The sequence below is a fragment of the Paenibacillus baekrokdamisoli genome (assembly GCF_003945345.1).
Lineage (GTDB): Bacteria > Bacillota > Bacilli > Paenibacillales > Paenibacillaceae > Paenibacillus_Z > Paenibacillus_Z baekrokdamisoli.
The window spans coordinates 1,421,289-1,434,807 of the sequence record NZ_AP019308.1 but is presented as its reverse complement, the minus strand read 5'-3'; the positions used below and the strand labels follow the sequence as shown (position 1 = coordinate 1,434,807).

13 protein-coding genes are annotated in these 13,519 nt (G+C 45.9%); 1 reads left to right on the top strand and 12 read right to left on the bottom strand.

Annotated elements, in window-relative coordinates:
* Window positions 1-114: 114 nt before the first annotated feature.
* The 6 genes from EKN16_RS32110 to EKN16_RS32100 form a co-directional block, all read right to left on the bottom strand.
* Window positions 115-351 (bottom strand): hypothetical protein, encoded by a 237-nt coding sequence (locus EKN16_RS32110; protein WP_164522695.1) that lies wholly within the window; start codon window positions 349-351, stop codon window positions 115-117.
* A 4-nt stretch (window positions 352-355) separates the two neighbouring features.
* The gene (locus tag EKN16_RS06265) at window positions 356-628 is read right to left on the bottom strand and encodes a hypothetical protein (protein WP_125654656.1); all 273 of its coding nucleotides are present in this window, start codon (window positions 626-628) and stop codon (window positions 356-358) included.
* Between the two features lie 224 nt (window positions 629-852).
* Complete coding sequence (locus EKN16_RS06260) at window positions 853-2,664, bottom strand: ABC transporter ATP-binding protein (RefSeq protein ID WP_125654654.1); 1,812 nt, start codon at window positions 2,662-2,664, stop codon at window positions 853-855.
* Between the two features lie 45 nt (window positions 2,665-2,709).
* A complete protein-coding gene (locus tag EKN16_RS06255; protein ID WP_125654652.1) occupies window positions 2,710-4,458 on the bottom strand; it encodes an ABC transporter ATP-binding protein in 1,749 nt (582 codons plus the stop codon).
* A gap of 313 nt (window positions 4,459-4,771) precedes the next feature.
* Window positions 4,772-5,305 carry an ADP-heptose synthase gene (locus EKN16_RS06250; RefSeq protein ID WP_125654650.1) on the bottom strand — a complete coding sequence of 178 codons (534 nt, stop codon included), beginning with the start codon at window positions 5,303-5,305 and terminating at the stop codon, window positions 4,772-4,774.
* On the bottom strand, window positions 5,275-5,415 hold the full coding sequence (locus EKN16_RS32100; RefSeq protein ID WP_164522693.1) for a hypothetical protein: 141 nt from the start codon (window positions 5,413-5,415) through the stop codon (window positions 5,275-5,277). Before EKN16_RS32100 ends, EKN16_RS06250 begins: the two co-directional genes overlap by 31 nt.
* A 133-nt stretch (window positions 5,416-5,548) precedes the next feature.
* Between EKN16_RS32100 and EKN16_RS06245 the strand changes: the two genes are divergently transcribed.
* Window positions 5,549-6,544 (top strand): YpdA family putative bacillithiol disulfide reductase, encoded by a 996-nt coding sequence (locus tag EKN16_RS06245; RefSeq protein WP_125654648.1) that lies wholly within the window; start codon window positions 5,549-5,551, stop codon window positions 6,542-6,544.
* A 150-nt stretch (window positions 6,545-6,694) separates the two neighbouring features.
* Here EKN16_RS06245 and EKN16_RS06240 read toward each other — a convergent pair whose 3' ends face one another.
* The 6 genes from EKN16_RS06240 to EKN16_RS06215 form a co-directional block, all read right to left on the bottom strand.
* Window positions 6,695-7,204: a hypothetical protein gene (locus tag EKN16_RS06240; RefSeq protein ID WP_125654646.1), complete on the bottom strand. Its 510-nt coding sequence runs from the start codon at window positions 7,202-7,204 to the stop codon at window positions 6,695-6,697.
* A gap of 29 nt (window positions 7,205-7,233) precedes the next feature.
* Window positions 7,234-7,527, bottom strand: a complete 294-nt coding sequence (locus EKN16_RS06235; RefSeq protein ID WP_125654644.1) for a hypothetical protein — start codon at window positions 7,525-7,527, stop codon at window positions 7,234-7,236.
* A 76-nt stretch (window positions 7,528-7,603) separates the two neighbouring features.
* Complete coding sequence (locus EKN16_RS06230) at window positions 7,604-9,910, bottom strand: thiamine pyrophosphate-dependent enzyme (RefSeq protein WP_125654642.1); 2,307 nt, start codon at window positions 9,908-9,910, stop codon at window positions 7,604-7,606.
* A gap of 40 nt (window positions 9,911-9,950) precedes the next feature.
* Window positions 9,951-10,955, bottom strand: coding sequence for a 2-oxoacid:acceptor oxidoreductase family protein (locus EKN16_RS06225; protein ID WP_125654640.1), 1,005 nt, complete (start codon window positions 10,953-10,955; stop codon window positions 9,951-9,953).
* A gap of 130 nt (window positions 10,956-11,085) precedes the next feature.
* Window positions 11,086-12,003 (bottom strand): polysaccharide deacetylase family protein, encoded by a 918-nt coding sequence (locus EKN16_RS06220; protein WP_125654638.1) that lies wholly within the window; start codon window positions 12,001-12,003, stop codon window positions 11,086-11,088.
* Between the two features lie 458 nt (window positions 12,004-12,461).
* Entirely contained in the window at window positions 12,462-13,514 is a 1,053-nt protein-coding gene (locus tag EKN16_RS06215; protein WP_164522692.1) for a phosphotransferase, read from the bottom strand.
* Window positions 13,515-13,519 lie beyond the last annotated feature (5 nt).

Below are 13,519 nucleotides of genomic sequence, written 5' to 3'. Positions count from 1 at the left end.
AATGCTGCACAGTCCCGATCGCAACGCCTCCGAGTTGGATTCTCTTCATAGGCCTAATTGCATATACGGTTATTGGTCGTAATTATAGCAAAGCTTCAACAATGACGCAAGCCATCAAACATAATGCCATGAAACATAATGCCATGAAACATAATGCATCAAACATAATGCATTGCTTCGTAAATTCATTAATAATTCTATATAAGTTGAACTTAAGAAACGAACAATGAGCCGCTGCACAGATGGAATGTTCTTCCGACCGCTGTCCACGAGCTTCAGACCAAACTTCTCAACAAAGCAAAAAAGCAGGCTGTTAACCTGCTTCAAATCAACAATTCGATTCTTGTTCAAATGATTAGTCGACGGTATTGTAAAGCTCGCCTTCTAATACTTGCTCTTCGAATTGAGGTGCATATTTGCTCATGCAGTTACAGTAGTAGTCACGTCTGCAGACTGGGCAAGGTACGGTTAACAAGCGATTCGTTCCGATTAATGTCCATTCTGGATTCTTCTGGAACATCAATCTTACCTGTGTTCGATCGGAGAAAGTGGCAACAAAATGATAAAGTCCTGTCGCCGGATTACTATCTGCCGCAACAAAATTTTTAATTTTAAAATTGAATGACATAATCAATCTCCTGTTTGTTTAGATTTAAAAAGGCATAGTAAGCTTATATACTTTTTGGAGACTTGTCAAATAAATTATGCATCGGTAGAAGTTGTTTTTTCGTTTTATCCTTTATTATTCATCATTTTGCCGAAAAGAATACCTCTTCTTGCAAATTCCTTTCCACAAAACAAGCAGCTTCGCAAAAGTGAATCCTTTTCACGAAGCTGCTTCTCCTTGCCTTATTATGCACCCGTTTGCATGGTCAGTGACTGCTGCATCTCAAATTGAGTCCGATACAGTTTCCGGTATAATCCGTCTATCTTCAATAGTTCATCATGAGTGCCTTGCTCCGAAATTCGACCATCCTGAACAACAAGGATAAGATCCGCATCTCGAATGGTTGACAGCCGATGGGCGATAATGAAAGCCGTACGTCCCTCAAGAACAGTTTGCAGAGCAGATTGGATATGCTGTTCTGTTTCCGTATCGACACTGGAGGTCGCCTCATCGAGAATAAGGATGCGCGGATCAGAGAGCAGAACCCGGCCAAAAGCGAGCAGCTGACGCTGTCCAACGGAGAGCTTAGACCCACGCTCCTCAACCTGTGTATGATAGCCGTCAGCGAATGCGGAGACAAACTTATCAATCCGAACACTTGTAGCAGCACGCATGAGCGCCTCATCTGATGCATCTTCATTCCCATATCGAAGATTCTCCTCAATCGTGCCTGAGAATATAAAGGAATCCTGCAGCACGATACCCATCTGGCGGCGCAATGATTCAAGGGTTACATCCTTCACATCCTGCCCATCAATCAGAATACGTCCACCGGTTGCATCATAGAACCTCATAAGAAGATTGACGATTGTACTCTTCCCCGCTCCAGTAGGACCGACAAGAGCAACACGTTGGCCCGGTTTAATCTGCAAATTGACACCATGCAGCACCTCTGGTTTGTCCTCTCCATATCGGAAGGATACGTTCTCGAATACGACACTTCCTTGAATAGTTTTGAGTGGCTTGGCATCCGTTTGATCCTTTACTTCTGGATCCGTATCAAGTACTTCAAAAATCCGCTCCGCTGATGCCATTGCCGATAGCACCTGACTATAAACCTTGGATAATGCGCTAAGCGGGCCCCAGAAACGCCACAAATAATTAATGAAGGCCATAATAAAGCCCAATGTCAGAACTTGATCCATAACCAGTTTCGCACCGAACCATAGGACGATACAGGTACCGATCATCCCGATCATTTCGACAGCTGGCCATACCGTTGATTCCAGCGTTACCGCACGCATAAAAGCAGACTTATTATTACTATTCAGCGTCTCAAAACGACGGTTATTTGCCTTCTGCCGAGAGAAGGCTTGAATAACGCGAATCCCTTGAATCGTCTCATTCACATTCCCGTTAATCGCCGACATCGTCTTACGTGACCGCGACCAGGAGCTTTCGATTTTGGGCTGCATTTTACCTACAATTAAATATAAAAGAGGCATTGTAATAAAAGACAGTAAGGCCAGCTTCCAATCCATCCATAGCAGAATGGCCACGATACCGACTAGATGAGTGACCTCCATGACGATTGTGATCAATCCACCGTTGATCAGCTCACCAATTGCATTCGTATCATTCGTGATACGAGACATAATTTTCCCAGCTGGCCTACCGTCGAAGAAACGGAAAGATAAGGTTTGCAGATGATTAAACAATTGCTGACGCAAATCGAACAAAATGCGCTGACCTGTAAAGTTAATCAGCTTCGTATGCCAGTAACCGAACACCCAACCGATAATCCGTATCGCAAGAAGACTGAATCCAATCCAATGAATGATCTTGAAATTAGGATTTCCAAGCCCGATACCTTTATCGATAATGACTCGCAGCAGTAAGGGCTCTGCTAAGCTAAGTGCCATATTGAAAAGGACAATGATAATAACGATTGTGAGCACCCTGCGATAGGGAAGTACGTATTTGAACAGCCGCTTCATGTACGTACGATTAAAGGGCTTCTCCTCCAGCTCGTCTGAATCCCACTCTACTTGACTCATTTCATTCCCCCCTCAAAGATCAATCTATATAAAGCTATAAACCCACTATCCGACCGAAGCTGCTTCCTGCATTTCGAACAAATTGCGGAAGAATCCATCCTGTTCGAATAGCTCCTTGTGTGTACCTTGCTGCACAACTTTCCCTTGATCAAGAACGATAATACGGTCTGCTCTTTTCACGGAGGACAGGCGCTGAGCAATGATAAAGGTTGTGCGGCCTTTCATTACCTCCAGCAGCTCTTCGTGGATCGCCGATTCTGTCGCTGTATCAACGCTTGCCGTGGCTTCGTCAAGAACGAGAATAGGGGGATCCATCAGAATGGCACGCGCAAGCGCCACACGCTGCCGTTGACCGCCTGAGAGCCCAACACCGCGCTCTCCAATTAAAGTGTCATAGCCAAAAGGCATGGATTCAATGTACGTATGAATCTGTGCTTTCGTAGCGGCCCATTCGATCTGCTCCTGCGTAGCCTCTGGCACACCGTAAGCGATATTCTCCCGAATGGAAGCCGAGAATAGGAAGGTTTCCTGCGGTACAATACCAATTTTCCGACGAAGTCCATCGAGCTCGTAATCCCGAACATCAACGCCATCAATGAGTACACGACCTTCACTCACATCATAAAAGCGAGACATCAGAGCGATAAGACTGCTTTTACCTGAACCGGTCGCACCAAGAACCGCGATAATCTCGCCCTCTCGCACGTCAAGCAAGATATCCTGCAAAATTCCCTCTTCCTTTTCCTGATCCTGATCAGCAAAATGGAAGGATACATGCTCGAACGTAACATTGCCTTTAATCGGGGCTGAAGCAATACCTCCATTAGCAGGATCACTAATGTCAATTGGCGTATCTACGACCTCGAATACGCGAGGAGCTGCTTTGATCGCCTGCTGCATAATATTGATTTGCCAGCCTAGCATATTTAGCGGCCATATAATTCCCCATGTATACCACTGGAATGCCATGAAAGTCCCTAGAGTCATTTGACCCTTCGCCACATAATAAGCACCCAACCAAATCATAATCAAAAAGGTAAGACCACCGTAGAAGCCCATCATTGGAAAAGCCTTTGCTTCAAGCTTCGCCCGCTCCATATTGGTATCAAAGTTCTCATCATTGCGCTTCTCGAATTTAACTTGCTCCGCCTGCTCTCGTGCAAATGCTTTAACTACGCGGATTCCCGAGATATTCTCCTGCAATGTTGTGGTGAGCCTACCCATTTGCTCCCGAATTTGTCCCCATGCCGGGCCCACTTTTTTGTTGAACCGAAACAAGATGAACACAAGCAGCGGAATCGTCGACATACTGAGTAAAGTGACCTGCCATTGCATGATGACCATGAAGATAATCGTACCAATAAACGTGAGCAAGCCGCCCACCATATTCAAGGCACCAAACCCGATGAAGTTCTTGACCGCCTCAATATCTCCAGTCATCCGGGACATTAACTGCCCCGTTTTGGCTTTATCATAGTAACTGAATGATAATTTCTGAAGATGCTCATACATTTGTTTACGAAGTGTGAATACCACATTTTGTCCGACCAGCTCTTGTGATCGCCCTTGCAAAAACATAGCGAAGCTCTTAATGACCTGAATGCCTGCAAGCGCTAATGTTAAGCCTAGAATTACGGATGTATTCTTCTTCGCAATCCCATTATCAAAGACTTCTTTTAACAACCATGGCGCAATAAGGTCGATCAGTGTTCCCAGAATAAGCAGTGACAGCGACAAGACCACCCACTTGGTACTGGGACGCAGGTATTTCATTAGTCGAAGCAATACTTTCATTTTCTCTATCTCCTCCTCCGAAAGTATGCGAAATCCATTGGCGGACAACAAAAAAGGAGACTTCAAGCCACAAGGGCTCAAAATCTCCTTATTCGCGCTAAGCACGCAGCTAGCTAAAGCTGCGTTATACGCAAGAAGTTGGGCCGATGGCTATCATTTAAATTAAAATTGTGTACATCAACATTAAACTGAATCATAGCCATCGCCCTCCTTTCCTTATTTTCCGATTATTGGAACACCCAAATCTTATCATCACTTCCACCAACGTGCAAGAGAAACATTTTCACAATTTTTTTCAAAATTAGTCATATTCTTAAATGTCATGGGATGATTCGAAGTCTGCTGCAGAAATTCCTTGCTCCACCGCGAACTCATAATCCTCAATATCATACACTTGAACAGGGACTTCCGCTTCAAGCAGACGATCTTGAAATTCGAATTGATCTGATAATAACGGGATGCTTAGTTTCAGAGAAGTCAAGAGTATTTCCGTTTCGATCGGGTCAAAATATTCTCCATATTGTGCGTTGTCTACTGCATGCACAACAGTAAATTGAATCAGATCGTTCAAAAGCAGCGGAGAACTCTCTCTCCAGGGCATTTGCAAGGCTCGCTCAATTTTTTTGCGATTCAAAGGATCCTCAAAAAAAGTAATAAGCTCCGTTATTTTCTGTTTCACATGGGCATCATCCTGGGGATCATCCATCACCGGTTCTGCCCCTTCCTTCATATCGTACAACTCCATGATTGTCGAATATGGCAAGACAAAATCGACAGGACGACTTGGTACGAGCAATTGTCCATACGTAGCTATCATCACAGCTTCAACAACAAAGCGCCGTCGCATTCTATCTCCCCCTTCGTGGCTTGCGATGTTCGTTCATTATACATCATATCGCCGCCTGTACACAGAGCCAATTGCCTGCGTGATCTAAAGGAAGGTAACGATTGATTCACAATACGTTCTCCTTGATAAGGAGTAAGTCATTGTTGAATATGTTAAAATAGTTGTATGTTTCAAAATTCAGCATATGCTTCTCAAGCAGTTTGCTGATCGAAAAAGTATGCAGGAATCGAGGTGTCTAACGTTATGATGAACGAACAAGTAATTATTATCGGTGCCGGTCCATGCGGTCTCGCAGCAGCAATCGAGCTTCAAGCAGCTGGTATTGAGCCACTTATCATCGAGAAACGGAATATTGTGCATTCCATCTCACAATATCCGACTTATATGCATTTCTTCAGCACACCAGAGCTGCTGGAAATTGGAGGAATCCCATTTACAACGGCAAATGATAAGCCATCCCGAATAGAAGCCCTCCATTATTATCGTAATGTGGCCCTGCGGCGGAAAGTTCGAATTCATGCCTATGAGACGATAACGTCGATTCATCCATCATCGGAGGGTAATGGGTTTCTTCTTCAAAGCATAGATCGTCATGGGGATTCAAATACATATCGAGCTGATAATGTGATTGTAGCTACCGGATATTTTGACCATCCGAATGAGCTTGGCATTCCGGGTGAACAGACGGAGAAGGTCAGCCATTTCTTCCATGAAGCTCATCCCTATACAGGAATGAACGTTGCCATCATTGGCGGCAGCAACTCTGCGATAGATGCTGCGCTGGAGCTGGAACGAGTAGGTGCAAAAGTTACTGTCGTCTACAGAGGAGAAGATTACTCCTCCAGCATCAAGCCCTGGGTTCGTCCGACTTTCGAGAGCCTCGTGGCTAGAGAAAGAATCTCAATGCGGTTTGCTTCGCGGCTGATTGAAATCAGTCCCCGTACTGTAACTATAGAGAACGCTGATGGAACAGAGGAGCTGCCAAACGACTTTGTCCTGGCACTCACTGGTTTCCATCCGGTTCGTGAGTTTCTTACATCGTTTGGTGTTACGATTGAGGAAGAGGGTTATCCGACCTTTAACGATGTAACGATGGAGACGAACATTCCCGGCATCTATCTTGCTGGAGTCGTGGCCTCAAGGCGCGAGGCCAATGAGATTTTCATTGAAACGGGTCGGTTTCATGGTCGAAAAATCGCCGCTCACCTCTCACAATGTGAGCAAAGACCCTTTGATTAATGCCATTAAATAAATGATCGATCGGACACTTGCTCATCATTCATAACTCGCACAAAGGGCTGCTCTTCAAGTCATCACTGACTGAAGGAGCAGCCCTTTTGTAAGCTCAGATTATCCCAAACATGCCGTTTGGTCTTATTGCGCTTTCCTCTATAATCCATCGGTGTCTGTTCCCGTAACCGTCATTACCGTGGCAATCTTTTGTAGACGAATATATTCATTACGGGTCATATCCGTTCGAAAATAAGCAAACAGGTAAATCGCCTCCATAAATGTCAGTGCAGGATAAACAGCAATATTCTGATTGGAATGCGGATTATCCAAAAGTACCTGCCATTCACCTTCCCGCTCTTCAACAGCTATGGAACGAAATGTATACATTTTAGTACGGATTATTCTTTCAAATTCTTGCCATATATGTGCCCATGACGGACTGATTTGTCCTGGTTCAGGAAGCGCTGTACGAGCGTAATGAAGAAGCTCGAGCGCCATCTCTCCTTCCTCATCTGTAAACTGTCTTAAATAATCACGCAGCCGGTCCAATAATCTCCTTACAGGTGTGAAGCCTTCTTGGCGCAGCTGCACTCCTAGCCCTCGTGCGTCCTCATCATTTCTCATTTCAATTAACTGTTGAAAATAGTCATTTTGCGCCACTTTCATCTTACGCTGCAGCCTCCCTCTTACACTTGCTAGGCTTTTTGGACGGTTAGGGTACCGTCTTTCTCTAGAAATAATTTTCTTCTCGTATCATTATTCAGCTTTACATTGAACATCTTCAATCGCTCTTCTTGAATGTCGAGCAGCTCCCAGCTTGAATGGTCCTCCAGATCGGCTGTCTTACTATGTAATGCAGATACGTAGTTTTTCACTGCCGTTTCATTATCTTCCCACCAGAAGGCTCCATAATACTGAATATCATACGTATTACGAAGAAATCCGCAAGCGATTTCTCCCGTTCGGCGGTTACGAATTACTGTTGGCATTAAGTATCCCCCTACACAAACGAGGTGCAAGCACGATCTGCTGCACCTCGCTGCTTATTCCGATTGGCTATTTTTCTTATAAATAAGGACTTTCGTGCTTCGCTTTTAGCCTAAGCCATCTGCGCTCAACCTCATCTTCAAACGATTGCAGTGCTTCTGCATATTCAGGACGAGTCATATGCTTGGTTTTACCCATGTTTTTGAGCCAATCGGCAAGTGGTATTCGCTTGCCCTTCTCTTCCGGATTGAACGTAATGTTCGTTATGCCTTCCTCCACCTCGTACATCGGAAAGAAGCAGGTATTAACCGCTTCATCGATTAAGGTTTGTCCGATCTTTTCCTCTGAGAGCCAATTGAGCGGACAGGAAATCAATATTTTTCCATAAACGAGACCTACATTATTCGCATAATACTGGGCTTTTGCAGCTTTACGCAGCAAATCCTGCGGAAGTGATTCTGAACCTGTAAAGACATAAGAAATATTGGTTGCCGCCATAATTTGAGCTGTGTCTTTATGGTGAAATAATTTACCGCCTTGATGCTTACCCACGTTGGAGGTGGACGTTCTATGACCAAGTGGTGTGGAGTAGGAAAGCTGAGCACCGGTATTCATATAACCCTCGTTATCATACTCGACAATGATCATTTTATGGTTCCGCAGGGCACTTCCGATCGCTGGGCCCATTCCGATATCCATACCGCCATCCCCAGTGATCATAACGAATGTGAAATCGTCTTGAATACCTAGTCCGTCAAGCTCACCGCGGCGCTTGCGTTCCCAGAACATCTCGACAACGCCTGATAACGTGGCTGCGCCGTTCTGGAAAAGGTTATGAATGTAAGTAGCCTTATGCGAGGAATAGGGGAAGCCGGTCGTGACAACCATTGCGCACCCTGTTTGATACAGAGCAACGATATCGCCTTCGATGCCTTTGAAGAACAGCTCCAGACCGGAGAAAATACCGCAGCCTGGGCATGCTCCGTGACCTGGCGCCAGCCTCTTCGGCTTCTTGGTAAGCTGACGGACGGGCGGTACTTTCACTTTCAACTTGCCTGTAGATGCATCTCGATCAACCGTAATAAGACCTGTCTTCAGCTCTTCGAATTTCATCGGCTCGAGCACGCGCTGCATCACCTTGTTTGGGTCGCCCGCTGTGTGGCCATAGTAGTCGAATGGAATCGCCACTTTACCGCTATTAGCTGCTTCTATGGCCAATTCAAACAAATGATGACCGTCCTCGGCGTAGAAATCCTTGCCGCCAAGCCCATAGATCCGGCTGATAACAAGCGTATCCTTGTTGCCATGAGTGAACAAGGCAGCTTTGATCTCATTGGTCATATTGCCGCCATGTCCGCCATAGGAATCAGCACGATCCCCTATCGTAATCGCCTTGATGCCGCGAAGCGCTTCAGCAATTTCCTTCGCCGGGAATGGTCGTATCATATTCGGTGCTATCGACCCAGCCTTAATCCCTTTGGCGCGCAGCTGGTCGACGACATCCTTAATGATTTCGGAAGCAGAGTTCATCAGGAACACCGCTACCTCAGCGTCCTCCATACGGTACTGATCAAGCAGCGGATAATCTCGCCCCGTGAGCACTTCATATTCCTTACGCAGGCGATCAAATACCTCTGAAGCGTTATACATCGCTCTAGACTGCTGATAGCAATTATTGATATAGTCAGGTTCGTTCATATAAGGACCGACCGTGATGGGATTGTTCCGATCCAGCACATGCTTGAAGCCTTCCGGTGAATGCTCTCCGACAAAGGCATGTACATCTGCTCGATGAGCGAAAGTTTGGACTCGCCTTTTTTGATGAGAAGTGAAATACCCGTCTGAAGCCACGAGCACAGGTAATCGTACGGCCGGATCTTCCGCAAGCTTAAGTGCGATGATGTTCATGTCATAGACGGCTTGAGGATCTCGGCACATGAGGATTGGCCAGCCCGTATTCAGTGCAAAATATAAGTCCGAGTGGTCGCCATGAATATCGAGGGGGCCCGATACCGAGCGGCATACCAAATTCATTACCATAGGGAAGCGAGTTCCCGACTGCACGGGCATTTGCTCTAGCATATACAAATATCCATTGGAGCTGGTCGCATTGAAGACTCGACCTCCAGCTGCTGAAGCTCCGTAGCAGATTCCGGCCGAGCCATGCTCACCATCTGCTGGTATGAGTTTAATATCATGCTGTCCGTTTGCCTTCATCAGGTCGAGAAATTGCGCAACTTCCGTTGAAGGTGAGATCGGGAAATAGCCCATGACATGATAATTAATCTGATGTGCCGCATAAGCTGCCATTTCATTCCCAGACTCGTATACCATTCGCTGTTCGACGGTTCCTTTACTCACTTCTTTGTTGATTTCAAGTGCCATTGTTCCTCTCCTTCCTCTCGTGCAAAGCATGACATAACAATTAATTAGCCCAGTTAAATGAATGCGGCACGCGGTGCTGTTCCCCATATCCATCGGTCTCGCGCGCTGAAGAGAGCGCTTCTGTCGGACATGCAACCACACACTTTAAGCATCCTTTACAGTACTGATAATCAATTCCCTGAAGAAACATCTGCGGGCGTCCTTTCTTATCCGGCTGCTCCTCCCATACGAAGCAAAAATCCGGACATGCGGTGTCGCATGCCGCACAGTGAATGCATGTCTCCTCATCAAAATGCGGCATCATCCCCTCACGGGAAATACTTAGATCCTTCAGCACGCTATTACCAGGATTAGTGATCATTCCGCCTAACGGCTGCGTCTCATATCCGAGTGATGGAATATCCCATCGGGTTGGCAGAGGCATTTGCTCCCCTTCAGGCAATGCGAACGTACGGAATTGAACTTCATCGTAGCCCCTCTGAAAGGTGCGCAGCGCGGGTTCAACTGCTTGTGGATATTTCTTCTCTAGTGATTTGCGGATAATCCCTTTCATATGTTCAAAATCCAGGAAATCGCACAGTCGGAATAGCGCTCCAAGCATGCCCATATTCACTCGGTTATGCTCTTCTATCGCGATGCCTGTCGCATCCACAACCGCCAACGTTCCGCCAAGAAGCTTTAGCTTTTCCTTCAGCTCCTCCGGTGATTTGGGGGAGTTAACGAGTACGACGCTGTCTGCATAGATCCCGCTGATTACATTGATGGTTTTGGACAGGTTTTCATGGAAAACACCCACGATGTGAGGCCTCTCAACGGGTGTTGTGTCGCGGATATTTGTGTCCATATCGCAAAAGCGAATATGCGCCTTCACAGGTGAGCCCTTCTTCTCTGACCCATAGGAAGAAAAACTAACACCATTGTATCCGCTTCCAACAACACCGGCTTCGGCTAGCATTTTTCCGGCCAAGTTAGCACCTAGCCCACCGATAGACTCCAAGCGAATTTCGAAGAAACCGAGATCATTCTGTTTCGGAAGAACTGCCATTTGCTCAACTCCCTCCCTGAATTATCTGAAAATTATAGTAAATTCACAACAATCAGTATACCATTATAATCCATTTTGGAATAGATAATCTTTTGGCTTCACAAAGGCTTGTCCGGACCTCTCTCCGTCCTCATACTTTGGCTATGCCGCGCTGGAGATCGCGCAAGTCCCTCCATCGAATCGGAATGATGCCCTCAGAGCGAATTGTCGCTTGAATATCAGGATCTCGGAATAACTCCATCTCCATCCCTCTTCTGAGTGGCGCTTCATGAAAGGCACATAACTCATCTGTTACAAGTGATGGATGTATGATGATTTCAGTTACGCCTGGATGCAGCTGTTTCAATAACCCGATCATTTGTAATTTCATGCTTTCATAGGATTCACTCGTATCCGAGCGGAATGGCAGCCCAAGCAGGTAATCCAGCACAATCACGCCCTTTCTACCCGCCTCCTCAGCATGCTTCATAGCTTGTTGAGCCAATACAGGCGGCGCAAATTGACCGTTCTCCAAAAGCAGATTACGAGGTAATCGAAAAGGAAGACCATAGTGCGCACACACATCGAATGTCTCACTTAAGAAATTTCGACCCGTCTGAAGTCCGTACAGACTGCCCATGTGGTTATCTGCATGCGTCACATTGACCCCAAGTTCAAGTGCCATTTTCACTTGAGCCTTGAGTTCATGATGGACTTGAACCGAGTCAGCTCGACGCTCAAAGGCTTTGACATCCTTACAGAAATACCCCTCATTGGTCACGAGTGAATCGACCGCTCCAGCTCTATAGACAGGCCCCCACTTCAGAGCACTCCACTCGCTTGTTAACGTTAAATGCACCCCAACGTCAAGCTGTGTGTGACGCGCACTCCAAAGTGCAGCCTCCCTTGCCCAGCCGCAGGGCATCATCAAAGTAGCAGATGATACGACACCTTCCTGCAGCAGCGCTTGGATACCAACATTCGTCGAGTGACATAAGCCAAAATCATCCGCATTAACAATCAGCAGCCGATCCTGAGGACCGTATCCTAACGACTGCGGAACATTCATCCAACAACCTCCTAAAAGATCTTGCGTGGGTTACAACCAGATATAACCGACTTCAATCGGTACAATCAAGAAGAAACGGCTAACGCCGTCCTTGGCGGCAAAGCAAGTTTCTTCCTTCTGAAATATAAGCAAAGTATGGAGAAAACTTATACTTTCTTATATTTCCAGCAAAAACTCTCTTCGAAAGCATATGCTTAGAGCTTAATGCCACTACCTTTATATCTATGGCAAAAGCCCGTCAAATCATTCTTCTTCTTGTAAGTTTGATCCGCCCGGGCTTCGATGAATGATATGACTCCGATAGTAACAATCAGTTAGAACATTTCTTTTTAAATAAATTCTTGCTTTTCAACATAGCGAAAAGTAGAAATCCCTTTCTTTTTACACTTCAATGGGTTGAGAGGAGAATGGACATTTGAACGAACCTTGCAGGATGGATTTAGCTGGACATATTGCAGTTATGAAAGCGCCTGATAACAATGATCCTCCACTTCATACAAATAGCTATAAAATAAGCAATCGAGTTCTTTCTTATGAAGATCCAACCAACTGCAGACGAATGAAGCACGAGCGATTTGCTCATCCCATATATGCTCTTCATCCAGTCCTTCAGCCAAGCGACCGGCAAAATGAAGAAACACATCCAACATCCTCAGCTTTATCAAATCAGACAACAGGTTGATCTCGGCTTCTGACAATTTGACCATACTACCAAACCCCCGGCAAAATAAAGAAAGCTTCTCTATTGCTCGCTCGCTGTCCGTCTCTGGAAACTCAGCCAGCACGACGGCCAGCTCCATAGCTCTCAAATCTACCGTACAAAACTCAAAGTCCAGCAGTCCAGTAATATGTTCTTCATGCACCAATGCATTCGTAAACACGATATCCCCATGAATCCACTGATGAGGTAGTGCTGCAAAAGCTGACCGCATGGAGGATAAGCGAGCTCTCTCATCAATGAGTAGATGAAGCTCCTGCTTTCGCTTACTGAGGCGCTCTGAAGAGGCAGAGAGATCTAGAAGAACCGCGTTACTCGTTACAGCTTGAGACTGTTCTAACTCGTAATAAGGCTTATGTAAAGGCTCTACACAGGAATCAGTCATCAGTCTCTGCATCGCTTGGGAAAGAGTACCAGCTGCCCTGCCCAAACCTTCAATATGGCTTTCAACTAAAGCTGAAGGACGTTCTCCGTCAATATAGTCATAGAGAGCAGCCAGCTTGCCGTCAGCCGAGCTAGTGATGGTAGATCCATCTCGATTCGTAATCGGTTGCGGTACTCGATAGGGCAGCTCGGATTTCTGCAGCTCAGCCAGCAGCATATGTTCTATCTGGACAATTCCAGCATCCCGGTGATTATCATACACGCGAAGTACGTATTTCTTATCACCCGTATAAACGATTCGAGTCGTATTGTTCATTCCACTTTCTTCTTTGACTGCTTTCCACGGCTGTTCAAAAGGATAAGCATCTAGAAAGACGGCGAAATCACCCTTCGTATAACCGCTCGACATAATCG

What these genes read in the sequence shown, in the direction of transcription:
- EKN16_RS06225 (WP_125654640.1), bottom strand. Translation starts at nt 10,955, where the DNA reads ATGGCAGTTCTTCCGAAACAGAATGATCTCGGTTTCTTCGAAATTCGC.
- EKN16_RS06235 (WP_125654644.1), bottom strand. Translation starts at nt 7,527, where the DNA reads ATGCCAACAGTAATTCGTAACCGCCGAACGGGAGAAATCGCTTGCGGA.
- EKN16_RS06215 (WP_164522692.1), bottom strand. Translation starts at nt 13,514, where the DNA reads ATGTCGAGCGGTTATACGAAGGGTGATTTCGCCGTCTTTCTAGATGCT.
- EKN16_RS06255 (WP_125654652.1), bottom strand. Translation starts at nt 4,458, where the DNA reads ATGAAAGTATTGCTTCGACTAATGAAATACCTGCGTCCCAGTACCAAG.
- EKN16_RS06265 (WP_125654656.1), bottom strand. Translation starts at nt 628, where the DNA reads ATGTCATTCAATTTTAAAATTAAAAATTTTGTTGCGGCAGATAGTAAT.
- EKN16_RS06245 (WP_125654648.1), top strand. Translation starts at nt 5,549, where the DNA reads ATGATGAACGAACAAGTAATTATTATCGGTGCCGGTCCATGCGGTCTC.
- EKN16_RS06230 (WP_125654642.1), bottom strand. Translation starts at nt 9,910, where the DNA reads ATGGCACTTGAAATCAACAAAGAAGTGAGTAAAGGAACCGTCGAACAG.
- EKN16_RS06240 (WP_125654646.1), bottom strand. Translation starts at nt 7,204, where the DNA reads ATGAAAGTGGCGCAAAATGACTATTTTCAACAGTTAATTGAAATGAGA.
- EKN16_RS06220 (WP_125654638.1), bottom strand. Translation starts at nt 12,003, where the DNA reads ATGAATGTTCCGCAGTCGTTAGGATACGGTCCTCAGGATCGGCTGCTG.
- EKN16_RS06250 (WP_125654650.1), bottom strand. Translation starts at nt 5,305, where the DNA reads ATGCGACGGCGCTTTGTTGTTGAAGCTGTGATGATAGCTACGTATGGA.
- EKN16_RS06260 (WP_125654654.1), bottom strand. Translation starts at nt 2,664, where the DNA reads ATGAGTCAAGTAGAGTGGGATTCAGACGAGCTGGAGGAGAAGCCCTTT.